Source organism: Microbacterium sp. S308A+ (genome assembly GCF_049800815.1).
Taxonomy (GTDB): Bacteria; Actinomycetota; Actinomycetes; order Actinomycetales; family Microbacteriaceae; genus Microbacterium.
The window spans coordinates 35,303-60,563 of sequence record NZ_JBNAFT010000005.1 but is presented as its reverse complement, the minus strand read 5'-3'; the positions used below and the strand labels follow the sequence as shown (position 1 = coordinate 60,563).

General features: G+C 72.3%; 25 protein-coding genes. 7 read left to right on the top strand and 18 right to left on the bottom strand.

The window, feature by feature from the left end:
• Positions 1-62: 62 nt before the first annotated feature.
• The 8 genes from ACP15J_RS12730 to ACP15J_RS12695 all read right to left on the bottom strand — a co-directional run bounded on the left by ACP15J_RS12730 (position 63) and on the right by ACP15J_RS12695 (position 7,422).
• Positions 63-1,295, bottom strand: a complete 1,233-nt coding sequence (locus ACP15J_RS12730) for a Dyp-type peroxidase (RefSeq protein ID WP_424937632.1) — start codon at positions 1,293-1,295, stop codon at positions 63-65.
• Entirely contained in the window at positions 1,292-1,924 is a 633-nt protein-coding gene (locus ACP15J_RS12725; protein ID WP_424937633.1) for a copper chaperone PCu(A)C, read from the bottom strand. Before ACP15J_RS12725 ends, ACP15J_RS12730 begins: the two co-directional genes overlap by 4 nt.
• A 130-nt stretch (positions 1,925-2,054) precedes the next feature.
• Entirely contained in the window at positions 2,055-2,744 is a 690-nt protein-coding gene (locus ACP15J_RS12720) for a copper resistance CopC family protein (protein ID WP_424937634.1), read from the bottom strand.
• A gap of 189 nt (positions 2,745-2,933) precedes the next feature.
• Positions 2,934-3,578 (bottom strand): hypothetical protein, encoded by a 645-nt coding sequence (locus tag ACP15J_RS12715; RefSeq protein WP_424937635.1) that lies wholly within the window; start codon positions 3,576-3,578, stop codon positions 2,934-2,936.
• A gap of 44 nt (positions 3,579-3,622) precedes the next feature.
• On the bottom strand, positions 3,623-4,996 hold the full coding sequence (locus ACP15J_RS12710; protein ID WP_424937636.1) for an FAD-dependent oxidoreductase: 1,374 nt from the start codon (positions 4,994-4,996) through the stop codon (positions 3,623-3,625).
• A gap of 12 nt (positions 4,997-5,008) precedes the next feature.
• A complete protein-coding gene (locus ACP15J_RS12705; RefSeq protein WP_424937637.1) occupies positions 5,009-6,070 on the bottom strand; it encodes a polyprenyl synthetase family protein in 1,062 nt (353 codons plus the stop codon).
• Positions 6,071-6,079: 9 nt separating this feature from the next.
• On the bottom strand, positions 6,080-6,829 hold the full coding sequence (locus ACP15J_RS12700; protein ID WP_424937638.1) for a class I SAM-dependent methyltransferase: 750 nt from the start codon (positions 6,827-6,829) through the stop codon (positions 6,080-6,082).
• Entirely contained in the window at positions 6,826-7,422 is a 597-nt protein-coding gene (locus ACP15J_RS12695; protein WP_424937639.1) for a hypothetical protein, read from the bottom strand. Before ACP15J_RS12695 ends, ACP15J_RS12700 begins: the two co-directional genes overlap by 4 nt.
• Before the next feature lie 129 nt (positions 7,423-7,551).
• On the opposite strand from ACP15J_RS12695, the gene ACP15J_RS12690 reads away from it, so the two are divergent.
• Entirely contained in the window at positions 7,552-9,108 is a 1,557-nt protein-coding gene (locus ACP15J_RS12690; RefSeq protein WP_424937640.1) for a helix-turn-helix transcriptional regulator, read from the top strand.
• Positions 9,109-9,138: 30 nt separating this feature from the next.
• On the opposite strand, the gene ACP15J_RS12685 is transcribed toward ACP15J_RS12690, so the two are convergent.
• Positions 9,139-9,714, bottom strand: coding sequence for a TetR family transcriptional regulator (locus tag ACP15J_RS12685; protein ID WP_424937641.1), 576 nt, complete (start codon positions 9,712-9,714; stop codon positions 9,139-9,141).
• 203 nt (positions 9,715-9,917) lie between these two features.
• On the opposite strand from ACP15J_RS12685, the gene ACP15J_RS12680 reads away from it, so the two are divergent.
• Positions 9,918-11,192, top strand: coding sequence for an isochorismate synthase (locus ACP15J_RS12680; RefSeq protein ID WP_424937642.1), 1,275 nt, complete (start codon positions 9,918-9,920; stop codon positions 11,190-11,192).
• A 58-nt stretch (positions 11,193-11,250) separates the two neighbouring features.
• On the opposite strand, the gene ACP15J_RS12675 is transcribed toward ACP15J_RS12680, so the two are convergent.
• From ACP15J_RS12675 to ACP15J_RS12665, 3 genes are all read right to left on the bottom strand, one after another.
• Positions 11,251-12,105 (bottom strand): PPK2 family polyphosphate kinase, encoded by an 855-nt coding sequence (locus ACP15J_RS12675; RefSeq protein WP_424937643.1) that lies wholly within the window; start codon positions 12,103-12,105, stop codon positions 11,251-11,253.
• Between the two features lie 100 nt (positions 12,106-12,205).
• Complete coding sequence (gene menD / locus ACP15J_RS12670) at positions 12,206-13,924, bottom strand: 2-succinyl-5-enolpyruvyl-6-hydroxy-3-cyclohexene-1-carboxylic-acid synthase (RefSeq protein WP_424937644.1); 1,719 nt, start codon at positions 13,922-13,924, stop codon at positions 12,206-12,208.
• Positions 13,921-14,268: a PLDc N-terminal domain-containing protein gene (locus tag ACP15J_RS12665; RefSeq protein ID WP_424937645.1), complete on the bottom strand. Its 348-nt coding sequence runs from the start codon at positions 14,266-14,268 to the stop codon at positions 13,921-13,923. Before ACP15J_RS12665 ends, menD begins: the two co-directional genes overlap by 4 nt.
• 239 nt (positions 14,269-14,507) lie before the next feature.
• Between ACP15J_RS12665 and ACP15J_RS12660 the strand changes: the two genes are divergently transcribed.
• Together ACP15J_RS12660 and ACP15J_RS12655 are read left to right on the top strand one after the other, a co-directional pair.
• Entirely contained in the window at positions 14,508-15,569 is a 1,062-nt protein-coding gene (locus ACP15J_RS12660; protein WP_424937647.1) for a hypothetical protein, read from the top strand.
• Between the two features lie 104 nt (positions 15,570-15,673).
• Entirely contained in the window at positions 15,674-15,940 is a 267-nt protein-coding gene (locus ACP15J_RS12655; protein WP_424937648.1) for a hypothetical protein, read from the top strand.
• 22 nt (positions 15,941-15,962) lie between these two features.
• On the opposite strand, the gene ACP15J_RS12650 is transcribed toward ACP15J_RS12655, so the two are convergent.
• From ACP15J_RS12650 to ACP15J_RS12630, 5 genes are all read right to left on the bottom strand, one after another.
• On the bottom strand, positions 15,963-16,607 hold the full coding sequence (locus tag ACP15J_RS12650) for a dihydrofolate reductase family protein (RefSeq protein ID WP_424937649.1): 645 nt from the start codon (positions 16,605-16,607) through the stop codon (positions 15,963-15,965).
• 29 nt (positions 16,608-16,636) lie between these two features.
• The gene (locus ACP15J_RS12645) at positions 16,637-16,930 is read right to left on the bottom strand and encodes a DUF4287 domain-containing protein (RefSeq protein ID WP_424937650.1); all 294 of its coding nucleotides are present in this window, start codon (positions 16,928-16,930) and stop codon (positions 16,637-16,639) included.
• A gap of 104 nt (positions 16,931-17,034) precedes the next feature.
• Positions 17,035-18,024, bottom strand: coding sequence for a 1,4-dihydroxy-2-naphthoate polyprenyltransferase (locus ACP15J_RS12640; protein ID WP_424937651.1), 990 nt, complete (start codon positions 18,022-18,024; stop codon positions 17,035-17,037).
• A 68-nt stretch (positions 18,025-18,092) separates the two neighbouring features.
• Entirely contained in the window at positions 18,093-19,427 is a 1,335-nt protein-coding gene (locus tag ACP15J_RS12635) for an aminotransferase class I/II-fold pyridoxal phosphate-dependent enzyme (protein WP_424937652.1), read from the bottom strand.
• A 118-nt stretch (positions 19,428-19,545) separates the two neighbouring features.
• Positions 19,546-19,998, bottom strand: coding sequence for an Lrp/AsnC family transcriptional regulator (locus tag ACP15J_RS12630; protein ID WP_424937653.1), 453 nt, complete (start codon positions 19,996-19,998; stop codon positions 19,546-19,548).
• Between the two features lie 72 nt (positions 19,999-20,070).
• On the opposite strand from ACP15J_RS12630, the gene ACP15J_RS12625 reads away from it, so the two are divergent.
• Both ACP15J_RS12625 and ACP15J_RS12620 read left to right on the top strand, forming a co-directional pair.
• Positions 20,071-21,510 carry a DUF6421 family protein gene (locus ACP15J_RS12625; protein ID WP_424937654.1) on the top strand — a complete coding sequence of 480 codons (1,440 nt, stop codon included), beginning with the start codon at positions 20,071-20,073 and terminating at the stop codon, positions 21,508-21,510.
• Between the two features lie 203 nt (positions 21,511-21,713).
• The gene (locus ACP15J_RS12620) at positions 21,714-22,472 is read left to right on the top strand and encodes an SDR family NAD(P)-dependent oxidoreductase (protein ID WP_424937655.1); all 759 of its coding nucleotides are present in this window, start codon (positions 21,714-21,716) and stop codon (positions 22,470-22,472) included.
• A gap of 16 nt (positions 22,473-22,488) precedes the next feature.
• Here the strand turns inward: ACP15J_RS12620 and ACP15J_RS12615 are convergent, their stop codons facing one another.
• On the bottom strand, positions 22,489-23,961 hold the full coding sequence (locus ACP15J_RS12615; protein ID WP_424980960.1) for an MFS transporter: 1,473 nt from the start codon (positions 23,959-23,961) through the stop codon (positions 22,489-22,491).
• A gap of 181 nt (positions 23,962-24,142) precedes the next feature.
• Between ACP15J_RS12615 and ACP15J_RS12610 the strand changes: the two genes are divergently transcribed.
• The gene (locus ACP15J_RS12610) at positions 24,143-25,210 is read left to right on the top strand and encodes a threonine aldolase family protein (protein WP_424937657.1); all 1,068 of its coding nucleotides are present in this window, start codon (positions 24,143-24,145) and stop codon (positions 25,208-25,210) included.
• Positions 25,211-25,261 lie beyond the last annotated feature (51 nt).

Below are 25,261 nucleotides of genomic sequence, written 5' to 3'. Positions count from 1 at the left end.
TCCCCGCCGGGCGGCCGTTCCTCCGTGCCGCATGGCTCGGCCGGCCGGCCGAGCCATGCGGGTCAGCCGAGCAGTGTCTCCCCGATCCAGCCGCCCTTCTCGCACCCCGGGGGGATCGCGAACACGGCGGAGCCGATGGGCGTCGTCCACGTGTTCAGCAGGTCCAGCTCGTCGAGCCGCCGCTGCAGCGGCACGAACTGCGCGTCGACGTCGGCCTGGAAGGAGACGAAGAGCAGCGCCGACTCAGAGACCTCGTCGCCCGTGGGCGCGCCGTCGTCGTTGTAGGCGCGGCGGAAGATCCGCTCCCTCGGGTTCTCGCTTCGCGCGCGGCGGACGTGCGAGAACGCCGGGATGACCGGGAATCCGATCGAGTCCTTCGCGTCGAAGTCCGGCTCATCGTGCTCCTTCCTCCCGGTGAGCGGAGCACCGTCGGACAGACGGCGGCCCACCGACTGCTCCCGGCCCGCGCGATCGATCCTGTCCCAGCCGTCCACGTCCATCCGGATGCGGCGGAAGACCATGCCGGTCCCGCCCGCGAGCCAGCTGTCGTCGTCGATCCAGACGACGTCGTCGAAGTCGGCGGTTCCCGGCTTCGGGTTGACCGTGCCGTCCACCTGGCCGAACAGGTTGCGCATCGTGGTCCCCGGGGCCTCCGTGCCGTATGCACGGCGGAATCCCTGCTGCCGCCAGCGCACCCGGGCCGTGCCCCGCGCGTCCTTCAACAGCATGCGGGCGGCGTGCGCGACCGTCAGGGGATCCTCCGCCGCGATCTGCAGGAGGAGATCGCCGTCGCCGAGCTCCGGGCGGAGCCGGTCGACACCGAAGGCGGGGAGCGGGCGCAGCCACCCCGGCGCCGCTCCGCCCCCCCGTGCGACGAATCCCGGGCCGAACCCGAAGGTCACGGTGAGCCGCGCGGGTGCGGCGGCGAGCTCGGGTTCGGTGTCGGCAAGCGCCCCCGCGCCCCGCATGAGCCGGGCCGCGTCGTCGCTGAGCGTGCGCATGAGACGGCGGAGCCCGTCGCGGTCCACGCCTTCGCGCAGATCGAGCGCCAGGAAGACCGCATGCGCCTGTGCGGGGGTGGCGATGCCGGCCTGGTGCGCCCCATGGAACGGGACCGTCTCGCCGCCGTGGACGGAAGGCTCCCCGGCTCCGGCCTCCGCGGCGGACGCCGGAGCGCCCGGGAGGATCGTGGTCCCGAGCGCCGCGGCGGCCCCGGCGCCGGCGGCAGCCCCTCCGAGGAGGAACTGCCGCCGGGTGGCACGCACCCGCTCGGAGGAGGCGGATGCGCCGCTCATCGGAGCGCGCCGCCCGCGCCGCCGTGAGCGGACTGACCGTGACCTGCGTGACCCGTCCCGGACGAGCCAGGGGCGGGCGTGCCGGAATCCCCGTCGGAGTACTTCTCGTTCGCGCCGGAGTAGTCCTTGATCGGCATGCTCACGTCCTTCTTCGATCCGTCCGAGAAGGACAGGGTGAAGGTCAGCTCGTCGCCGGCCTTGAGGGGCGCGGCGAGGTCCATGAGCATGATGTGGTTCCCGCCAGGCACGAGCGACAGCGCACCGCCGGCCGCGATCGGGAACCCGCCCTTCTTCTCCTGCATCTTCATCTGGCCGGAGGCGTCCGCCACGGTCTCGTGCAGCTCGACGTCCGGAGAGGCGGTCGTGGCGACGGAGAGGAGGGTGATCTCCTCGTTCCCCGTGTTCTCGATCTCGCCGAAGGCCGCCGTCATCCCGGATTCGGAGGCCTTCGCCCATCCGTCGACGACCTTCACGCTGTCCGCCGCGGCGGCAGCCGAGACCGAGGGGGCCGGCGACGCCGCTGTCCCCCCGGCACAGCCGGAGAGGACGAGGGCGAGGGCGACTCCGGCGCCGCCGAGGGCGGAGGCGCGCATCAGGCGAGGACGGCGAGTGGTGGTGTTGGTGTTCATCGGTTTCTCTTTCTGAGTCGTGACGCGGCTCCGCCCGGAACGGGCGGGACCACGATGATGATCCGGACGGCGCAGAAGGCACGCCCGGTCGAGCCCGGTCGAGACGACGGGGCTCAGGGGGACGACCGGGTCAGAGCCCGGAGTCGTCCGTGGGGGCGTTCCCGTCCTGTCCGCGACGCCGGGCCATGACGACAGCGATGACCACGACCAGCCCGACCACAGCGACGCCCGTGACGACCAGCGCGATGACCAGGCCCGCCGAGACGCCGGACTCCTCCGCCGGCGGCGACGCGACAGGCGCGTTCGCGTCTGTCGGCGCTGCGGTGTCGGCGGCGGAGGGGGCGGCCGTCGGGGTGACCGGTGCGGCCGAGGGCTCGGACGCACCGGAGCCGGCGATCGAGAACGGGATGATCCCGGAGATCGGGTGCCCGTCCTCGGAGGTCACCGCCCAGCGGATCTCATACGCGCCGCCGGGGAGGCCCGGCTTCAGGCCGACGGTGACAGAGGTCTCGGAGACCTTCGGCTCGCCTTGGCGGTAGTCGGTCCCCGCAGCGTCGGTGATCGCCATGATCGCCGTCTGGGGCAGGATGTTCCCCGAGAAGGTGAGCACGACCTCCGCCGGCGCGGCGTCGATCGTCGCGTTCGCCGCGGGGGTGCTGCTGAGCAGCTCGTCGTGAGCGGACGCCGGGATCGCCGTGCCGAGCACGGCGGCGGCGCCGATCGCGATCCCCGCGAGGAGCGCGCGAAGCCGGAACCGGCGCGAGGCACGGTCCCTCGGAGCGGCCGTCGCGACGGCCGTGCGGATGGTCGGAGTGTTCATGCTGTCTTCCTCGGCCGCGGACGCGGCCTCGTCGTGCACGGGCTCCCGCCGTCGCCCTGTAGGCGCGGCCGGGTCGTCCCGGTGCTGTTCTGCGTGCAGGCGACGCGCCCCCGGGTGGGAGCGGGGCGCGCTCAAGCGGAGCCTCGACGAGGCTCGGACGGCCGCCTCAGGGAACGGGGCGGCGGACGGTCACGCGAACGCGCGGGGCGGACCGCGCCGGACGACGGCGGAAAGGTGCACGGCGCGGAGGACGCGCGGCGCGAGGCTCTCTGCCGGCACGAGACGGTGCCGCGGGGAGGACGGAAGCGGATCGACGAACGCCCGGACCATCGCGAGCACCTGGCGCTCGATCCAGGAACCCGTCTGCACGGCGATCTCGAGAAGGCGGCGGAGGGCGCTCTCACCGCGGTGCAGCGCCGCGATCGTGAGCACGGCCGCCGTGACGTGAGCGGTCCACATGGCCGCGTCGCCCCAGAGCATCGCCTCTATCGAGGCGTCGCTCGCCGGGACGGCCCCCGCGCCGGCTCCGCCGGGAAGGACCATCATGCCGTGGTGCCCCACGCCGACCAGCCCGGAGGAGGTGCCAGCGCCGAGCACGAACAGGACGTGGAACAGCGCCTGGCTCACGACCACCCCGATGCTCAGCCGGATCGCCGAGAGGCGACGTCCCGCGAGAGGGACGCACACGAGGAGAGAGAACGTCCAGGGAACGACGACGCCGAGCCACCCCGGCATCGCGCCGCCCCCGGCGACGTGCGAGAGGAGGGCGACGAAGGTCGCGAGCGTCGCCGCAGTCGCCCCACGGGCGGCGCGGATCGCTCTCGTCCTCTCCATGTCCTCCATGCTACTCAGCGGGCGGGAGCCCCGTTTCCGGGCGGCTACGCGCCGCGGGAGATGCGTACCATCTCCTCGCGCGGCACGACCTTCACGCGCGCCCTCTCCTGAGGGGCGCCGAGCCCGATCTCGTGCTCGTCCAGACGGTGCCAGCCGTCGAGGTCGGTCCACGCGACGCCCCGCTCGGCGAGGAGCGCGGGGATCGCCTCTTCGGAGGGGTCTTCCGGCTGCCACCACGACCCCTGGTCGTTGATGAGGTGGCGGACGGTCTCCATCGCGTCGGACTTCGTGTGGCCGATGAGGCCGACAGGCCCGCGCTTGACCCATCCCGTGGCGTAGATGCCCGGCACGCGCTGGTTGGAGTCCTTCTCGAGGACCTGCCCCTCGCGGTTGGGGATGACGCCGTGCTTCTTGTCGAACGGGACGCCGGGGAGCGGGGAGCCGAAGTAGCCGATCGCGCGGTAGAGCGCCTGCACCGGGATCTCGCGCAGCTCGCCCGTGCCGACGGCCCCGCCCTGCCCGTCCGGCTTCGTGCGCTCGTAGACGAGGGCGGCGACCCGGCCGTTCTCGTCCTTTCGGACCTCGACCGGACGTGCCCAGAAGTGCAGGTGCAGCCGGCGGGAGGCCTCGCCCCCGGCGTTGTTGACCGAAGGGCGCTGCCGCCAGGACTGGAGGATGCGGTCGATGACCATCACCTGCTTGTTGCTGGCGACGGCGTCGCGCGAGGCCTCGTCGTAGTCGAAGTCCTCGTCGTACACGACCATGTCCACGTCGCGCAGCTCGCCGAGCTCGCGGAGCTCCAGCGGCGTGAACTTCACCTGCGCGGGGCCACGGCGTCCGAACACGTGCACGTCCGTCACCGCGCTCGCGCGCAGGCCCTCGTACACGTTCTGGGGCACCTCGGTGACGAGGAGGTCCTCCGCGTGCTTTGCCAGCATCCGCGAGACGTCGAGCGCGACGTTGCCGTTGCCGAGCACGGCCACCGACGCGGCGTCGAGCGGCCATTCCCTCGGGACGTCCGGATGGCCGTCGAACCAGCTGACGTAGTCGGCAGCGCCATAGGATCCGACCGCGTCGATGCCGGGGATCTCGAGCGCAGCGTCACGCACGGCCCCGGTCGCGAAGATCACTGCGTTGTAGTGGCGCTTGAGGTCGTCGAGCGTGACGTCCTCGCCGAACCGGACGTTGCCGAAGAGACGGATGTCGCCGCGGTCCAGCACGTCGCGAAGAGCCGTGATGATGCCCTTGATGCGGGGATGGTCGGGGGCCACGCCGTAGCGGACCAGGCCGTAAGGCGCGGGGAGCTGCTCGAACAGGTCGATCGAGACGTCGAAGCGGCGCTCCGCCTTGAGCAGGATGTCCGCCGCGTAGATGCCGGCGGGGCCTGCTCCGACGATGGCGAGCCTGAGCTTGGTCATGGTTTCCTTCCGTCAGCTGCTGCGGTCGGCCAGCGTCTGCGCGAACCGGACCAGCGCGTCACGCACCGGCCCCTTCGGCAGCGGGTCGAGCGCCACGATCGCATCGCGCGTCCAGGAACGCGCCAGTTCCATCGTCTTCTCCGTGACCGCGTGGTCCCGCAGCCGGGCGAGCGGCTCGTCGAGGATCGCGGGGTCCGCGCCGTCGGCGATGCGGGCGACGCCCTCGTCGATCTCGGCGGACAGAGCCCGGGAGACGTCGTCGGCCTCGGCGGCGAGGAGGAGCGAGGGCATCGTCGGCACGCCGGCGCGCAGGTCGGTGCCCGGCACCTTGCCGGTGTCGTCCGGGTTCGCGGAGAGGTCGATCACGTCGTCGAGCAGCTGGAAGGCGACGCCCACCTTCTCGCCGTACACGCGCAGCGGCTCCTCGTACTCCGCGGGCGCGCCGGAGAAGATGGCGCCCGCCTCGGTCGCCGCCGCGATGAGGGAGCCGGTCTTGTCCGCGAGCACCTGGAGGTAGAAGGCGATCGGGTCGTCGCCCTCCTGGGGGCCGACGGTCTCGTGCATCTGCCCCAGCACGAGCCGCTCGAACGTGTCGGCCTGGAGCCGGATGGCCCTGTCGCCGTGGTGCGACATGAGCTGGCTGGCGCGGGAGAAGAGGATGTCTCCGGTGAGGATCGCGACGTTGTTGCCCCAGACCGCGTGCGCGGCGGGCACGCCGCGGCGGCGGTCGGCGCCGTCCATGACGTCGTCGTGGTAGAGCGAGCCGAGATGCGTCATCTCCAGCGCCTTGGCGATGTCGATGACCGCGGGCACGTTGCCCTGCCCCAGCTGGGCGGTCAGGAGCGCCAGGACCGGGCGCACGCGCTTGCCTCCCGCCTCATAGAGGTAGCGGCTGGCGGCGTCCGCGAGCGTGTCGGCGACGCGCAGGTCCTCGGCCAGTCCCTCCTCGACCAGGTCCAGCCCGGCTTCGACCTCGCGCGCGAGCCGGCGCGCGGCGGGCCCGATGAACACGCGGTCGCTGAAGCCGATTCGGCTCGCGAGGCGCGAACCCGGGGCAGGAGCGCTCGAAGTCACCCGTCCAGCCTACCTGGGCGCGCCTGACGCCTCGGTCTCAGCGAGAGGGCTGGTCGCACGGTGCAGGGCGACGATGCCCATCGAGAGGTTGCGATGGGCGACCTCGGTCCATCCGGCCTCACGGATCCACGCGGCCAGCGTCGCCTGGTCCGGCCAGTCCCGGATCGACTCGTTGAGGTAGTCGTACGCCTCGGCGTTCGTCCCGGCCAGGCGGGCGACCTTCGGCAGCACCCGCGCGTTGTAGAAGCGGTAGAGCCGGCGGAAGAACGGCTGCGGCGGCGTGGAGAACTCGTTGACGACGAGTCGCCCGCCCGGCCGCGTGACCCGGAAGAGCTCGGCGAGCGCCTTCTTCGGGTCGTGCACGTTGCGCAGGCTGTACGACATCGTCACCGCGTCGAACTCCCCGTCCGCGAAGGGCAGGGCGGTGGCGTCGGCCTCCACGAAGCTCAGGTTGGGGAGGTGGCCGTGCCGGCGTCGCCCCTCCGCGAGCATCCCCGGCGAGAAGTCCGCGGCGACGACGTCGGCCCCGCTCGCCGCCAGGGACGCGGAGGACGAGGCCGTGCCCGCGCCGAGGTCGAGGATGCGCTCGCCGCGCCGGGGGGCCACCGCGCGCGTGGTCGCCGCACGCCAGAACGCATCGTTGCCGAAGGTCATGACGACGTTGGTGCGGTCGTATCCGGCCGCGACCTGGTCGAACATCCCGCTCACCTGCGCGGGGTCCTTGCCGAGGTCTGCGCGGTTGGGCTCGTCCGGGGTCACGCCTCCGAGTCTAGATGCCCGCTCGGCGCCCCTCCCGAGGCCGGCCCCGGCCGCCGCGCCGCGGAAGGGAGGACCAGCGTCTCGAGACGGTCCAGCCAGGAGCCGGGGACCGCGTCGTCGAACGGCGCCTCCTGCGCGCGCACCCGCCGTTCGAGGTCGAGCGCAAGCGCCTCCAGGTGCGCGACGACCTCGGCGGGATAGCCAAAGCGCACGCGATGCCGCGCCCATTCGTCGCGCTCGTCGACCCATGTCCCTCGCGGCCCCTCGACGCGGACGACGTCGAGGTCCATGTCGACGCCGGTCGCGAGCAGCGGGTCCCGAGAGCCGTCCGCCGCTCCCCCGCAGACCTCCCACCCGAGGTCGATGTAGATCCGCATGCCGCGCGGATGACGACGGTACGCCGTGACCGCATGGTCGCCGCTCGGCGGGACAAGAGTCACGTTGGGCGCGTCCGTGGCGAAGGAGGCGCCGGGGCGGGCGCTCCCCCAGCCGGCCGGCTGCCCGACCCAATCGCCCCAGGCGTCGGCACCGAGGTACACGCACTCGTGCCGCCGGTGCGGCGACCCGTCCCATTTGCGCCAGGGGAAGACCATCGCCTCTCCCGGGGAATGGCGGAGGGGCGCGGACCGACATGGACGCCTCCCCCATCCGGCCCTATCATCATAGTTATCTAACCGGTTACTTAAGGGCCCGAGTATGGCGTCCGGCACAAAGGAGGACGGATGGCCGCACGTGTCGAGGCGGGTCTGACCGCCCTGCATACGAGAGGGCTCAGCGCTGCTCCCTGGGTCGCTTCCTGCGTGATGGACCACACAGGCGGCGACACGACCGCGCTGATCGAGATCATGGCCGGACTCACCCCTGCCCAGAGGAGCGGCCTCTCCGCCCTGCCGGACCCGCTCCCCTTGCCACGCCCGATAGCCAGAGAGACGGCCGACCGCCTCTCTGACGCGACACCGGCAGAGAGACAGGTGCTCGCGACCGCGGCCCTCATGATCAACGATCGCGTGGACCTCCTCGTCGCCGCATCGGCGGTCGAGGCTCATGTCCTGCTCGGCACGGTCGTCTCCCGGGAGCTCGCGGTACGCAACGGGACGTTCTCCTTCCGGGAGGGGCGAGTACGCGCGGCGGCTCTGCAGAGCCTCGACGCCGAGGACCAGTATCGGATCCATCGCACGCTGTTCCGCGTCGCCCGCGCGGCGGGCCTCCGCGACGACGCCGCCTGGCACGCGCTCCTGAGCGGCCGGGCGTCGGCAGCGGAGTACGAGGCCGGCGTGGCACGGCTGGCGACGCGGCTCCTGCAAGCGGGGAACGCGGACGCGGCAGCCAGAAGCGCGGCGCGACTCGCGTCCGCGGTGACGGGACAGCGACGGGACCGCGCCCAGGTGCTCGCCGCCGGTGCCGCTCTCGCCGCGGGCTACCATGCGGACGCTGTCGCGCGGAGCCTGCGGGCACAATCCGGCGGGTCCGCGGTCCTGCACGCCGAGGCCGCGCGCATCGCCGCTGCCGCACAGGCCTTCGAGGAGGGCCCACCTCACCGCGGCGGCCCGATAGACCGACTGTCAACGCAGATCGACGCGCTCCGGGTTGCGGCGGCGACGGTCACCGACGGCACCACCGTCGATCGGATCTCGGAGGTGATCGCACTGTGGGTCACCAACCGCGGTGCGGCGGACGCGCGACAGGCGACCCTCCTCCTCTCGATGATCGAGACGCCACCCACCTGGCCCTGGACGAGCACAGCAGGCCCGCTCTCGCCCCTCGTCAACGCCTGGCTCCTGGCCCAGCAGATCTGGTTCCAGCTCTATGCAGGCGAGGACGAAGCGGCCTTCGAGACGCTGTCGGATGTCGTCGAGCGCTTTCCCATCACCCACACGGGCGGGGGCATGACCCACAGCGCCGCTCGCATCCTTGCTGCCCGAGGCCTCTCTATCGGCACCGAGACGATCATCGCACTCGGCCGGAACGCACCCGCCTCGCCGATCGAATACGCCATCGAGGGCCCTGCCAGCACCGACTACGCGGTGGTCGCCGCACGTCGCGGAGGCCCATCGGAACGGCGCCGCAACCGCGCCGACCGTCTGAGAGCGATGCTGACCCCGCGCCAGGAAGAAGCTTTCTCGCTCCTGCTCCGGGGATATTCGAACATGCGGATCTCGCAGGCGATGGGCATCTCACCCCGTACGGTGGAGGTCCACCTCACACAGGTGTTCCGACACGTCGGTGCCCGGTCCCGCGGCGAGCTGATCGCACGCACCTACGGGTCGGATCCCACGTGACCCGGCTCACGATCGGCGCGGTGGGCACGATCAGGGCGCGTCGCAGAGCCGGCGGACGCCGTCGACCAGCGCGACGCGGTGCGTGTTCAGCCGCGCCAGGGACTGAGGGCTTTCGTGGTGCAGTCCGTGCAAAGCCGATGACGCTCCAGCCCACGAGGTGACGAGCGCGAGAAGCATCGCCAGAAGGTCGACGGCGTCGACTCCACGGGGAAGAAGGCCCCGCTCCTGGGCTTCGCGCATCGCATCGACCTTGGCCCGGTAGGCGGCGGCCTCGCCCTGCGACGCCGCCGGGCGCTCGAGGTTCGCCCAGGTCGAGAGGCGCAGGATCTCGGGACGGCGCCCGAGATGATCGAAGAGGCGCCCCGCATAGCCAGGAAGATCGTCGGCGGTGAACGCGACATCCTCCGACAGCTCCTGCAGCGTGCGCGCGACGACGATGTCGAACAGCTCTTCCTTGTTGCCGAAATGGACGTAGATCGAGCGCTTGTTCACCTGGCCCGCCTCGGCGATCCGATCCACACGTGCGCCGGCGAGGCCGTGCGTCGCAAACTCGGCCAGTGCCGCGGCGAGAGTCCGCGCCTTTGTCGCCGATGCGTCGGGAGGCATAGAGAACACCTTATCGCCCACCCGCCGACGGCCGTGGGGCCGCCAGCGTCTGCTGACGGCCCCACGGGAGAGAGACGAGTGGACGTCAGTAGGACGCACGCTCGGTGATCGCCCGACCCACCATCGTCACGGCGGCTCCGGCCTCTGGAGCCGCCTTCTCGTCGGCGACGGCAGCGCTCCCAGCGGCGGATTAGGCTGGACGGGTGAGCAGCGCCCTGGTCGTGGAGACGCGGGAGATCGATCCCGTCGACGACCTCCTCCCCTACGCCGACCCCGATCTCCCCCTCGTCTGGCTGCGGCGGGGCGAAGGGATCGTCGCGGCGGGATCCGGCATCGCCGCCGCGCTGCGCGTGCCCTCCGGGGCCGCCGCGTCGCGCACGACGGCCCTCGCGGCGACATGGCGCGAGCTCACCGCCGCAGCCGTGGTGGAGGATCCGCTGCGGCTCCCCGGCACGGGACTCGTCGGCTTCGGCACCCTCGTGTTCGACGAGGGATCGGCGAAGGACAGCGCGATCGTCGTGCCGCGCATGATCCTCGGACGCCACCGCGGTCGCTGCTGGATCACCCGGATCCGGGACGCGGACGACCCCGCCGACGGCGAGCGCGACGACGCATCCCCCCGCGCGTACGGCGAGCACTGGTCGGGCACGCTCGGCCCCGGCGCGCAGTCGCCGCAGGGCTACCAGGACGCGGTCCGCGCCGCGGTCGCCGAGATCGCCGCCGGCGACTACGGGAAGGTCGTGCTCGCACGCGACCTCGTCGGCACCGCCCCGGCCGGCGCCGACCTGCGCCGCCTCGTGCGCGCGCTCGCCACCGGTTACCCCGACACCTGGACCTTCGCCGTCGAGGGGCTGATCGGGGCGAGCCCGGAGACCCTCGTGACCTCCCGACGCGGGACGGTCACGGCCCGGGTGCTCGCCGGGACCACCGCCCGTGGCGCCGACCCCGACGCGGACGCCGCCGCGGTGGCCGCCCTCGCCTCGAGCCCGAAGGACCTCGACGAGCACGGGTACGCCGTGCAGAGCGTCCTCGCAGCCCTGCGCCCGCACACGCGCGCCCTCGCCGCGAGCGAGCAGCCGTTCACGCTCGAGCTCCCGAACCTCTTCCACCTCGCGACCGACGTCGAGGGCGAGCTCTCGGACGGCGACTCGGTGCTCGACCTGGTCGGCGCGCTCCACCCGACCGCCGCCGTCGCCGGCACCCCGACCCCGACGGCCGTCGCGGCCATCCGACGCCTGGAGCCCTTCGACCGAGGCCGGTACGCGGGTCCGGTCGGCTGGATCGACGGCGACGGCGACGGCGAATGGGCCATCGCCCTGCGCTGCGCACAGTTCGGCCGCCCCCTGGGCCCGGGCGACGAAGGCCTCATCCCGGTCACGGCCTACGCGGGAGCCGGGATCGTCGCCGGAAGCGACCCGGAGGCCGAGCTGCTCGAGACCAGGGTGAAGTTCCGCCCGATCGTCGACGCGCTCGCCTGAGCCCCGTCCCAGGCGCCGCGCGTCCGGGACGTCCGGGGCGTTCAGGCCATCCGGGCGCTCAGCTCTCGGCCAGACGTCTCCGCTCGACCTCGACGTCGAAGTCCGCCGCCGGCCACTGCGGATCGATGTCCTGCAACGCGGCGAGCAGGAGCTCCTGCACGGCCAGACGCGCGTACCACTTGCGGTTCGCCGGGATCACGTGCCACGGCGCCGCCGCTGTCGAGGTCCGGTCGAAGACGGTCTGGTATGCGGCCATGTAGTCGTCCCAGAGCAAGCGCTCGTCCACGTCGCCCGGGTTGTACTTCCAGTGCTTGTCCGGGCGGTCGAGCCGCTCCATCAGCCGCTCCCTCTGCTCGTCACGGGAGATGTGGAGCATGACCTTCACGACCCTCGTGCCCGTCGCGGCGACGCGCTCCTCGAAGTCGGCGATCGCGCCGTAGCGCCGCTCGATCTCCTCGGCCGGAGCGAGAGCGCGCACCCGCCCGATCAGGACGTCCTCATAATGCGATCGGTCGAAGACGCCGATGAGCCCCGGCTCGGGGAGCCGTTTCTCGATGCGCCACAGGAAATCCTGCGCGCGCTCCTCGGGGGTCGGCGCCTTGAACGCGGCGAGCGCCACGCCCTGCGGATCGACGCCGCCCACGACATGGCGCACGATCCCTCCCTTGCCGGCGGAGTCCATCGCCTGCAGCACGAGCAGGACCGCGTCACGCGTCTCGCCCACGCGGCTGCGGGCGAACAGGCGCTCCTGCAGGTCGCCGAGCAGGACGAGCCCTGCGGCCAGGTCCCGTGCGCCCTCGGCCTTGTCCCCGTCGTATCCCGGGGTCGACGCCGGATCCACGTCATCGAGGCGGAAACCGGGGCCCACCCGGAGGACATCTGCGGCATCGGCGGTCCATCGCTTCGCGGTCATGGCCTCATCCTGCCGCACCGGTCGCCGATCCGAGCGATGGCACGACCGATCGGGGACGGGGACAGGCCCGGAGAGGGCGACCCGACTCGTCTCGGAGCTGTCAGCGCGGGAGCGGGACCTCGATGATCTGCGGGCCGGACACCGGCGAGGTGAGCGACTGATCGAGAGCGGCCCGCGTCTCGACGCGACGATGCTCCCAGCCGTAGGCGGCCGCCAGCGGTCTGAGATCCACCGACTGCGGCGTGTAGAACGCGCGGTCGAGGTCGGTCGCCGGAGCGGAGCCCGCCACCTCCAGCCCGTCGAAGATCGTCCCTCCGCCGTCGTTCCCCACGACGACCTGGATCCGCGGCGCGGGCTCGTCGGCGGGGAGGAGGAGCGCGCCGACATCGTGCAGGAACGCGAGGTCCCCCAGGAGCACCCGGGTGACGCCAGGAGCGCCGTCGGCCTGACTCGCCAGAGCGATGCCGGTGGCGGTCGCGATCGTCCCGTCGATCCCGGCCAGACCCCGGTTGGCGTGCACCGGCACCCGCTTGCCGGCCAGCAGCGCATCCGCGACGCGCACGAGCCGCGACGAGCCGAAGACCAGACGGTCGTGCGGCCAGGTCGCCCTCCAGACCGCGTCGACGAGCAGCGTCCGGTCCAGCGGCCGGCGCACCGCCGCGAGCTCTGCCCGCACGGCCTCCCGACGGGTCTCGGGATCGGTCGAGGCGAGCGCGTCCGGGTCGGGGGCGGCGGCATCGAGATCCACGGCGGCGCCGACGGAGGCACGCATCCATTCTCCGAGCCAGGCGCGATCGGCCTGTTCCTGCCGCATGCCGGCGGCATCGACCTCGGCGACGAGCGTCACGGCGTCCACGCCGCGAGCACCGCCGGGGCCGAGGGCGACGAGCTCGCCGCCGCGGCGCACCACGATCACCTCGACGTCTGCGCGAGCGAGCAGGGCGGAGACCTCGCGGCTGAGCGTGGGGTGGCCGAAGACGACCACGCGCTCGATGCGCCCGCCGAGCGACGGCTCCCGCAGCAGCCTCCGGTAGTCCCGCACGACCCGACGACCGAAGCGGGCTCCGCTCACGATCTCGGCGATGAGGGGCCAGCCCGCCGCGTGGGCCAGCTCCTCGGCCGCCGCTCCCGCGTCGGCGCCGGCGACGACGACCGTCCTCGCACCCCGCGCGAGCACGGCGGCCGGCTCACGGGGGACGGCGGGCAGCGCCCCGGGGGCGAGGGGCGGAAGGTCTCCCGCCGGTCCCGACAGCGGGTCGCGGACGGGGAGGTTCAGATGCACCGGTCCCGCCACGCCGGGAAGGCCGCTGCCCGTGACGCCGACCGCGGCGGAAACGGCCCGGAACGCGAGCATGCCGAACGCGTCCGGCCCCGCCTCACCGGGGACGGGGGCGTCCACGGCGTCCCGCACCCAGGCGTCGAACATGCCCGGCTGCACCGTGGCCTGGTTCGCGCCGACGCCGCGGAGCTCCGGCGGACGGTCGGCGGTGAGCAGGAGCAGCGGCACCCCGGCGTGGAACGCCTCCATCGTCGCAGGGAGGAGGCCGGCGGTCGCCGTGCCCGAGGTGCACAGGACCGCGACGGGCGTCCCGGTCTCCCTGGCCATGCCCAGCGCGGTGAAGGCGGCGACGCGCTCGTCGAGCCGCACGTGCAGCCGCAGCGCCCCTGCCCGCGCCGCATCCGCCGCCGCCAGCGCCAGTGCCTGCGACCGCGATCCCGGGGAGAGCACGAGGTCACGAACACCGTGCTCGACGAAGCCGCGCACGAGCGCCACGGCAGCCGTGGTGGCAGGGACGAGGCCTCCGCCAGCGTCGGTCATGAACGGTCGCCCGGGGCGTCGCCCTCCCGAGGATCGTCGAGACGGGCGAGCTCCTCCTCCAGCTCGCGGATGCGGCGATCCTGCTCGGCCTCGCTGACCCGACGCAGGCGGGCGGGGTCGTCGTCGAGCGGCACGAGGCCCTCAGGCCCGCTCCTCTCCCCGCGCGAGCGTCCGATCGCGAACCAGAGGATCCCGCCGATCACCGGGATGAGCACGACGATCGCGACCCAGGCACCCTTCGACACCCCACGGTGACGCGTCGCCGGCTGAAGCGAGCAGTCGACGATGCTGAAGATCCAGAAGACCGCGGCCAGGAAGCCGCCGATCACGAGAAACCGCGCCACCGTCCCAGTCTAGGCATGTCATGCGGCGGCGGCGCGCGAGAGAGCGGCGAGGACGCCGCCCCCGCCGCCGGACGCCGCGATCGCGAGGTGCCCACCGGCACGATCCGGATCGGATTCCTCACTCGCCGGGGGCCGATACCTCACCGATCCTCCACCGGCATCCCGCCGTGCGCGGAGGGCCGGGTGCAATGGGACGAGCAGTCCAGACATACATCTATATGCCATACGGAAGGAACAGCGTGGAAGAGCCCAGAGGAACCAGCCCCCAGCACGACGCCTCTCGCCTCCTTCGTCGGCGCACGATCGTCAAGGGCGCCGCGTGGACCGTACCGGCGATCGCGACCGCCGTCGCCGTCCCCGCCGCGTCCGCGTCCGCCGGATGCACGCCTGGGAGGCAGACCTTCACCCAATGGGGACCGAACGACACCGTGGCGATCCCGCCCTGCGCCTCGGTCGTGCATTTCGAGATCGCCGGGGCGGGTGGCTCCGGCCCCTTCGGAACCGCGCTCACCGGCTCCAACGGCGGCAGCGGCGCGCTGATCTCCGGCACCCTCACCGGGGTCGCCGGGCAGGTGCTCGTCTGCGTCGTCGGGACCGGCGGCGGCAGCGCGACCCCCGGCAACGGCAGCAGTGGTGGCGCAGGCGGTCAGCCGGGCTACGGCAACGGCGGCTCCGGCGGCACCGCGGGAGCCGGTGACCCCGACGTCAGCGGCGGTGGCGGCGGCGCCGGCAGCGCCATCCTCCTCGGCAGCCTCCCGCTCGTCGTCGCCGGTGGCGGCGGCGGCGCCGGCAGTGCGATATCACCCCTCACCAATCCGCCGGTCGCGCAGCCGGGCGGCGACGCCGGTGCGGCAGGCGGGTCCTCCACGTCCACCCACCCGGACGGGCAGGCCTTCTCCGCGACCGGCGGGCAGCCTGGCTCGGGCGGCAACGGAGGCGCAGGCGGTGGGCAGGGCGCCGGAGCCACCGGCGGCAGCGCAGGGGCCTCGGGCGGCGGCATCGGCAGCGGCGGGGTCAGCGGCGGGAACGGCGCGAACGGCGCCGGCACCAACACCGCGATCGCGGCCGGCTCGGGCGGCGGCGGCGGTTGGGGCGGCGGCGGCGCCGGCGGCCTCGGCACCTACGAGGGCATCGTCAACGGCCAGTCGATCGTGATGGGCGTGGGCGGGGCCGGCGGAGGCGGCGGCTCCTACACCACCGACCCCAAGGTCACGGTGCAGACGATGGGCAGCGCCGGAAACGGATCCACGGCCCAAGGGCAGCCGGGCGGCGACGGCATGATCACCATCTCCTGGACCTGACGTCAGGGACGCCCCGGCGGTGCGTGGGGCGAGCGGAGTCGCTCTCACCCCACGCATCGCCGCCTCACAGCGGACCCCTCGGGCGGCGAGCCTAGACTGTCCGGGTGAAGCTTCCGCCCCTGCTCGTCTACTCCGTCCTGCGGCTGCTCGCCTTCCTCGTGCCTCTCGGCATCCTCTGGTACTTCTTCCCGATCTTCCGGGAGTTCTGGTGGCTGGCGGCGCTCTTCGCCGCGCTCATCGGCATCAGCATCTCGATGCTGTTCCTGCGCCGTCCGCTCTCGGACGCGTCGCGCACGATCTACGAGCGACGCGAGAGCGGCGTGGCGCAGGTCCGCGACGAGGACGTCGAGGACGGGACCACGCGCCGCTGATCCGCCTCGCGGCGGCGGCCCCTCAGCGGCGGTCGAACGTGACGTGCACGATGCCGCCCGGCGCGGTCTCCGCCGTCACGGCGTAGCCGGACTCCAGGCCGCGGAGGTCCTCCCACAGCCGTTGCCCGCGACCGAGCACGATCGGCGCGATCGCGACGTGCAGCCGGTCGACGAGCCCTGCGGCAAGGTACTCCTGCACGACGCTCACGCCACCGCCGATGCGCACGTCGGCGCCCCCGGCCGCCTCGGTGGCCCTGTCGAGGGCGTCCTTCGGCGAGGCCTCCAGGAAGTGGAAGGTGGTGCCGCCGGCCATCTCGATGGACGGACGCGGCGTATGGGTGAGGACGAAGACCGGCACGTGGAAGGGCGGCTCTTCTCCCCACCATCCCCTCCAGTCGGGGTCGTCGGGGAAGGAGTGCAGGCCGAACATCCCCGCCCCCATGATCTCGGCCCCGATCCCCTCGAAGTATCGCTGGGCATAGGCGTCATCGACACCCGTCGTCCCCTCGCCGGAGGCATCGCCCAGCACCCGGGCACGGAACGTGCGGGTGGCGGTGTAGGCGGCGACGAGGCGGGACCAGTCCTCGCCCATCGGGTTCTCGGGCGTCTGGTCGGCCGTCGAGGCGTAGCCGTCGAGCGAGATGTTGAGATCGGCGCGGACCACCATGCGGGCTCTTCCCTTCTTCCGGCTTCGGGTCAGGCGTTCGCCGGGTTGCTCGAGCGGCCCTCCAGCCAGAGGGTGTCCGAGGCGTCGCCGTGCGGCCCGCTGCGCCCGACGTGCTTGTCGCCGATCTTGGCGCCCTTCGTGATGACGTGCACGAGCGCCATGCCGTGGCCGCGCGCGAGCCCGTGCTCCTCCTTGAGCCATTCGAGGATCGGGGTGGCCTTGGTCCCGGGGCCGAACCCGCGCTCGGCGGCGAGGTCGATGAACTGGCGCGGGGTGAGACCCGTCTTCTCCTCGATGTTGTCGAGATAGGACTGGAAGGACATCGATGCTCCGTTCGGTCGTGCGCGGTCCTCGACGATCCGGCCCGCTAGCCCACTCTGGCAAAAGTCCGGCTCCGGCGCGAGGGCGGGCCGGGACAGGACCGTCTTCAGCCGGTGAAGGCCCAGAACAGGGCGCCGGCGAAGAGGAGCGATGTGAGCGAGGTCAGCGCGAGCGCGATCACCAGCTCCTTCGCCTCCCGGTACATCCAGACGATCGTGATCGCCGGGAGGGCCGCGAGCAGGGCGAGCAACGAGAGCCAGGCGATCGGGTAGAACACCGCGAGGAAGACTGCGATCCCGAACGGGACCACGGCGCAGAGGGTGTATAGGACCTGCGTCGCGCGCTTGCCGACGCGGACCGTGAGCGTGCGCTTGCCGGAGACGCGGTCCTGATCGATGTCGCGGAGGTTGTTCGCCAGCAGCACCGCGCACGCGAAGAGCCCCGCTGCGACGGCGCCGAACCACGCCTCCTGCGGCAGGTCGAGGACCTGCACCCAGGTCGTGCCGAGCGTGGCGACGAGCCCGAAGAAGACGAAGACGAAGACCTCGCCGAGTCCGGCGTATCCGTAGGGACGCTTCCCTCCGGTGTAGAACCAGGCCGCCACGATGCACACGGCGCCGACCGCGATCATCCACCACTGCTGAGCGCGGACGACGACCGCGAGGCCCACGACCGCGGCGAGCGCGAAGAAGGCGAGCCCGACGAGGAGGACCACGCGTGCCGGCACGCGCCCCGACGCCGTCAACCGGGCCGGCCCCACCCGGTGCGCATCGGTCCCGCGTACGCCGTCGCTGTAGTCGTTGGTGAAGTTCACGCCGATCTGCAGGAAGATCGCGATCGCCAGGCAGGCGAGGGCCAGGACCCAGTGGAACTGCGGCTCGGAGAGCCGCGCGGCGCCCGTGCCGATGAGCACCGGGGCGATCGCGAGCGGCAGGGTGCGGGGCCGCGCCGCGCCGATCCAGTCGCCCGCTGTCACCGGCCGCGGGGCCGCGACAGGTCGTCGGGCGGGATTGCCGGAGCGATGCGCCGGGTTCCCCGAACGGGAACGGTTCGCGGGACGGGAGGCCGGACGGCGGGAACGCGGGGAGGATGCCACGCCGAAATCCTAGTCACGGACGCTGTCCCGCCGCCCTGACATCGCGCCAGGGCGCAGCGCCGCCGGGCTCAGCGCCCTCTGACCGGCCGGCGGTCTCCGGCTTCGTCGATCGCCGCGCGGAGGTCGTCGGCGAGTCCGCGGAGCCCGGCGTCGTCGAGCGTGTGCGCGGTGAGACGGAGCTCCGGCGCCGCCTCGTCCGGATGGAGGTGGAAGACGCCGCCGGTGCGCACCAGCCAGCCACGGCGCATCATCGCCGCCGAGACCGCGCGCGCGTCCGCCCGGCACTCCACCCAGACGTTGAGGCCGTCGTCGCCGCGCGCCGTGATCTCGCGTTCGCGCAGCAGACCGCGCAGCATGTCGTTGCGCTCAGCGTAGTGCGCCGCCGCCCGTTCGAGCGCTCCCGGGGTGTCGGGGTGGTCGAGCATCCCCACCGCGACGCGCTGCAGGATCCGGCTCACCCAGGTCGTCCCCGGCGAGAGGCGGGCGCGCAGCTGCACGGCGGTGTCCGGATCGGTGGCCAGGAGCGCCAGGCGCAGGTCAGGGCCGAGGAACTTCGACATCGACCGGACCAGCGCCCACCGTCCGTGTCGCCCGGGGATGACCGAGTGGTACGGACGCCGGGAGAGCAGCGAGTAATGGTCGTCCTCGATCACCAGCACATGCGGCACCTCGGCGAGGACTTCGCGCAGGGCGGCGGCACGGCGCTCGCTGAGACTGACGCCGGTGGGGTTGTGCGCGCGGGGCGTGCAGACGATCGCCCGCGCCCCGGCGTCGATCGCGGCACGCAGGCCGTCCACCGTCATGCCCTCATCGTCGAGGGGGATGCCCACGGGGCGGTAGCCGCCGAGGGTGACGACCGTGATGCTGGAGAGGAAGCAGGGATCCTCCATCCCCACGACGTCGCCGTGCGCCAGGGACGCGGCGAGCAGGCGCTCCAGGGCATCCACCGCGCCCGAGGTCACGCTGAGCTCGAAGGGGCGCGGCTGCGCGCGGCTCAGCCAGTCGGTCGCCCAGGCGCGCAGATCGGCGTCGATGAGGGCGTCGCCGTACAGCGCGGGAGTGCGCAGGTCGAGCTCGGAGAGCACGGGGAGCGGGAGGAGGTCGGGATCGGGGTTGCCGCTGCCGATGTCGCGCAGCACGGTCTCGCGGGCGAAACCCTCCTCCTCCGTGCGGACGGGACCGGCCACCACCGTGCCCGATCGCCCGCGGCTGAGGACCGCTCCGGCGCGCGCGAGGGAGCGGTAGGCGGAGGAGACCGTGTTGCGGTTCACTCCCAGCTCCTCGGCGAGCGCTCGGACGGTCGGCAGCGGGTCCGCCGCCGCGAGCACGCCGGTGTCGATCAGGGCGCGGATGCTGTCGGCGATCTCGCCCGCGGTGCCGCCCTGGATCCTCACCTCGCTCACGGTCCCAGCCTAGGGGCGCGCCCGCGAGGCAGCGGCGAGCAGCATGGCGGCCGCCGGGTCGTCCGGCGCGATCGGCGCGCGCCCGCGAAGCCACGGCGAGCAGGAGCGACGGTCCCGCTCAGGGTGCGACGGGGACGATCGGACGCCCCTCGTAAAAGGTCTGCAGGACCACGGTCGTGCGGGTGCTGACCGAGGCGGCGAGACGGATGTCCCGCACGAGCTGCTCCAGATCGCGCGGCGTGGCCACACGGACGAACAGCATGTAGCTCGCGTCGCCGGCGATCGAATGGCAGGCCTCGATCGCGTCCAGATGCTCCAACAGCTCCGGGGCGTTGTCGGGCTGAGCCGGATCCAGCGGCGTGATCTCGATGAAGGCAGAGAGCGGACGTCCGACGGCCTCGGGGTCCAGGAGCGTCCGGTAGCCGCTGATGACGCCCCGCGACTCCAGCCGCCGGAGCCGGGACTGGACGGCCGAGACCGACAGGCCCACGGCCTGTGAGAGCTGCGCGAGGGTCGTCCGGGCGTCGCGGGACATCTCGGCGAGGATCGCGCGATCGACAGCATGGTCCATACGTGGAAGAATATCGCTGCTGATCGCAAATCGTCGGAAAATTTCCGCCCTACCTCATGATCGGAGGCACCGATGTCCACCATCTCTCCCAAGGCGACCACCGTCCAGGCCATCATCGGCGAACCCGAGGTCGTGGAGGACGCCGCCGTCGCCGAGAAGAGCGACGCGTGGCGCCTGCTCAAGGACGCTGCGATCGCGATCCGCCCGCTGCAGGTCAAGGACGGTTCTATCCCCGAGGCGACCGACCACGACGCCGCACGCGGTCATGTCGCGGCGATCGTGGCGGGCATCCGGGCGCTCGCTCCGGCCTTCCCGCACGACGCCGACTATCTCGCCGCCGCGGTGCGCGACTTCGAGCGCTGGGCCGACGAAGGCTTCGGCGTGCCCGACTTCCACGACTCGCTCGTAGCGTTCCAGCCGCAGCAGCACCGGACGGACGGCATCCGTCACCTCGTCGTGTTCCCGATGTACACCCAGAACGGATCCAGCGACCGTCTCGTCGAGGCGCTGATCGTCCAGGCGATCTGGCCGGAGTTCATCGCAGAGCTGGAGGCGGGCGACTACGGCAACAAGCTGTTCGTCTCGCTCCGGCTCGTGGACTTCACACCGGGCTACGACACGAACTCCGCCGTGCTCTTCCCCGAGACCGTCGCGATGCGCGAGATCCCGGCGTTCACCTGGGGCGCCATCTTCCAGGACCGCGAGGCCGCCCGCTACCGCAGGGTGGTCCGCGCCGCGAGCGAGATCACCAAGCTCGACCTGCCGGAACGGGCAGCGGCGATGCTCGACGACCAGGAGCTCGCCGAGAAGACGTTCGTGATGTGGGACCTCATCCACGACCGCACCCACATGCGCGGCGACCTGCCGTTCGATCCGTTCATGATCAAGCAGCGCATGCCGTACTTCCTCTACTCGCTGGAGGAGCTGCGCTGCGACCTCACCGCCTTCCGCGAGTCGGTGAGGATCGAGCGCACGCTCGGCGCCCGCATCGCGTCCGGCGAGAGGCTGACCGCGAGCGAGCAGGAGATGCACGACTACGCCGGCCTCGTGCAGTACGCGGTGATCTTCGACCGGATCTTCCGGTTCGCGATCACCGGGTCCAGGGTGCGCAACTACGACGGCCTCGGCGGCCAGCTGCTGTTCGCCTGGCTGCACCAGCGGGGCGTGCTGCACTGGACCGACACGGCCCTCGCCTTCGACTGGGAGCGTGTGCCGGACGCCGTGGTCGCTCTCGGCGACGCGATCGACGAGCTGTACTGGCGCTCGATCGACCGGCCGAAGGTCGCACACTGGCTCGCCGCGTACGAGCTGGTCCGGGGCACCGTCGAGCCGCACCCCGCGTCGCACTGGGCGCGCGGGCTGTCGGACGATATCCTCGCCGGACCGCCGAAGGGGTACACCGACGCGGTTCTTCCCGACGAGTTCCCGCTCTCGATGTTCTTCGAGGCGCTGGACAAGAAGATGAAGCCGGTCATCGAGTCGACGGTCGGCATCCGCGGCACCGACGACTGAAGCCGGGCGCGGCGCCTCCGGCCAAGGCACGGGAGGCGCCGCGCCCGCCGATCCACGGCACCGGCCTGGCCGGAGAGCAAAACGTCGGAGGCGGGTGAGAATGTCGGCCAGGATCCACGGATCGAGCCGACGTTCTTCCTTCGGTCCGACATCCTTGATCGATCGACGTCGCGACCGAGCGGGCACGACGAGAGGAGCCAGTCATGTCGGACATGCCGAGTGAGATCGGGAACGCGCCGGGCGGCGCCGCGGGGCGGACCGTCCTGCTCGCCGGGGCGACGAGTCCGTCGGGGCTCGCGATCGCCCGTGCGCTGCTGTCCCGCCGAGCCCGTGTCATCGGTGTGGGTCGCGATCCGCAGAAGCTCGCCGCCCTGACCGCCGCGCTCGGCGCCATGCCCGCGGCATCGGGAGCCTCTGCCGGGCCGGGGCGGAAAGATGCGCCGGGAACGCTGCGCACCGAGACCTGCTCCCTCACGAACGAGACAGAGGTCGCCGCGCTCGCCACGCGGCTCGCCGCCGACGGCGAGCGCGTCGACGGCGTGATCCCGCTCGTCGGCGGCTGGCGTGGCGGTGGTGGCCTCGCCGGGCAGACCGAGGGAGACTACCGGGCGCTGGAGGAGTCCTTCACCGCGGTCCGGATCGTCAGCCGCGCCTTCGACACCGACCTGCGCGCCTCCTCGGCCGGCCGGTTCGCGATCGTGTCCTCGTCCGCGGTCGCTCGTCCGCTCGCGGGCGGTGCCAACTACGCCGCGGTCAAGGCCGCGAGCGAGGCCTGGACCCGTGCGATCGCACAGGGCTTCGCGAAGGCGGCGCGAGACACGGGCGAGCCGCTGCGCGCCGCCGCGATCGTGTTCCGTGTACGCAGCCTCGACGTGGTCGTCGACGAGCTCGCGCAGCGGATCGCCGGTCTGTGGGACGCCGAGGCGGACGCGCTCAACGACGCCGTGGTCGACGTCGGCTGACGCCCCCTCACGGCGCTCAGGACTCTCGGGACACCGTCGGCTCGGCTCCCGCAGCCCCCTCGCCCTCGGCGGACACCTCGACTGTCGCCGGCCTCTCGACCGCCGCCGGCCTCTCGACCGCCGCCGGCCTCTCGTCCGCCACGGAGGTCTCAGCCGTGGCGGACGCCTCAGCTGCCTCGGACGCCTCCGCCGCCGCGGACCTCTCGGCGTACCCTGCGCTGACCGTGCGGTAGGCCTTGGTGGTGAACGCGACGAGGCCGAGCGCCACGGTCGCCAGGCCCGCGAAGAAGAAGATCACGGCGATCCCTCGCGCGATGCCGTCGCCGACCAGCCAGCCCCAGAGATCCGCCCCCTGCGCGGACTCGACGGCGGGGATGATCGCGTACTGCGCCAGCGGCGCGATGAGGAAGGCCGTGATCGGCGCCGCGGAAGCCTCCATCGCCGAGGCGAGCCCGAAGACCCTCCCCTGCCTCTCGAACGGCACGACGGTCTGGATCACGGTCTGCTCCGCCGCCTCCACCGCGGGGACGAGGGCCATGTAGAGCCAGATCCCCACGGCGTACAACGGCCACCAGTCTCGGATCGTGAACGCGGCGCCGAGCACTCCCATGAGGATGACGAGCAGCAGCATCGTCCGGATCGGATTGGGGCCGAGGCCGCGCGCGGCCACGACGAGCCCGCCGACGACGAAGCCGGTCGAGGCGACGCCGAACACGATGCCCCACCACTGCACCGGCATGAGCTCGAGCCCGTAGGGATCCATCAAGGCCATGTAGACCCCGCCGATGAGGTTGTTGAACATGGCGAAGAAGAGCAGGACGAAGAGCCCTGGCACCGCGCGGATCGCCGCGACGCTGCCCCGCACGTCGAGCAGGCTCGAGGCTGCGTCGTCGCGCGCCGGCCGCTCCTCGGGAATGCGCACGAAGAGGATGTGCGCGAGCGAGACCGCGGTGAGCACGATCGCGATCACCAGGGTGCCGCCCATGCCCAGGAACCCCACCGCCAGGCCGCTGAACACGCTCGTGACGATGAAGGCCATGCCCTGGACCGTCCCGACGAGGCCGTTCGCGTTCGCCCTCCGGTCGACGGGGACGAGCAGGGTGACGGTGGTGGACAACGCGATGTTGCGCATCTGCTCAACCACCGCGCCGGCCAGGATGATGCCGGAGAAGAGCCAGAACCACGGTCCGCCGAAGTCGAGCAGCGCGGACTCCGGCTGCATGAGGAAGATGACCCCTGAGATCACGAACGCGATCGTGGTCGCGACGCTGGAGAAGATGAAGACGCTGCGCTTGCGGTGCCGGTCGACGATCGTGCCGAAGACCATGGCGAACACCGCGACGAGCAGCATGTACGCGCCGCCGACGATTCCGGTGGCCATGACGTTGCGCGTCTCGAGGTAGACCCAGAAGGTGAGGGCGAACCAGAGGAAGCTGGTGGTGACGTTGGCCACCATGGTGTTCACGAGGACCTGCGCGAAGCTGCGCATCCCGTGCCGCTGCTCGGCGGTGAGCGGCGGGCGGGCGGATGGCGCATCGCCGGATGGCGCGGCGGCGGTGTCGGTCGGTGTCTCGGCCATGCGTCGAGGGTACGCACGGGCACCGACATCGCACCAGGTCCCGGGTGCTCGCGCGGCAAGATCTATCAGCGCCGCCGCGTAGGCTGGGAGGGTGACCGCTCTGCACGACACCGCCCTGCGCGGCTTCGCCTCCGACAACTACTCCGGCATCCACCCCGAGGTCCTCGCGGCCATCGCGGAAGCCAACGACGGGCACCAGATCGCCTATGGCGAGGACGTGTACACGACCCGGCTGCAGGAGGTCTTCCGCGCCCGTCTCGGAGACGATGTCACCGCGTTCCCGGTCTTCAACGGCACCGGAGCGAACGTCGTGGGACTGCAGTCGATGCTCCCCCGTTGGGGCGCCGTGATCGCCGCCTCCACCGCGCACATCAACGTGGACGAGGGCGGAGCGCCCGAGCGCGTGGGCGGCCTGAAGCTGCTGACCGTCCCGACCCCCGACGGCAAGCTCACTCCCGAGCTCGTGGACCGCGAGGCCTGGGGCTGGGGCGACGAGCACCGCGCACAGCCGCTCGTGGTCTCGATCACACAGTCGACCGAGCTCGGCACGCTCTACTCGGTCGAGGAGATCCGCGCGCTCGCCGACCACGCGCATGAGCGCGGCATGCGCCTGCACATGGACGGCGCCAGGGTCTCGAACGCCGCCGCCGCCCTCGACCTCCCCTTGCGCGCCTTCACCCGCGACGCCGGCGTCGACGTGATGAGCTTCGGCGGCACCAAGAACGGCGCGATGCTGGGCGAGGCCGTCGTGGTCCTCGACCCCGAGGCGTCCTCCGGCCTCGTCTACGGGCGGAAGTTCAACATGCAGCTCGCCTCGAAGATGCGCTTCGTCTCGGCTCAGCTGGTCGCGCTCCTCGAGGGAGACCTGTGGCTGCGCAACGCCCGCCACGCGAACGCGATGGCGAAGCGCCTGCGTGCCTCCGTCGAGGCGGGCCTCGCCGATGGCTCGATCCGTGGCGTGGCCTTCACGCAGCCGACGCAGTCCAACGGCGTCTTCGCAACCCTCCCCGAGGGCGTCGCCGACCGCCTGCGCGAGACGTTCCGCTTCTACGACTGGGACGAGGCGGCACGAGAGGTTCGCTGGATGTGCAGCTTCGACACGACCGAGGCCGACGTCGACGCGTTCGTCGCCGCGCTCTCCCGTCTGACCACGGCCTGACGGACCCGGCGAGGTCCTGTCCGTTCGCGTCCTGGCTGCCCGGCGCTCCGC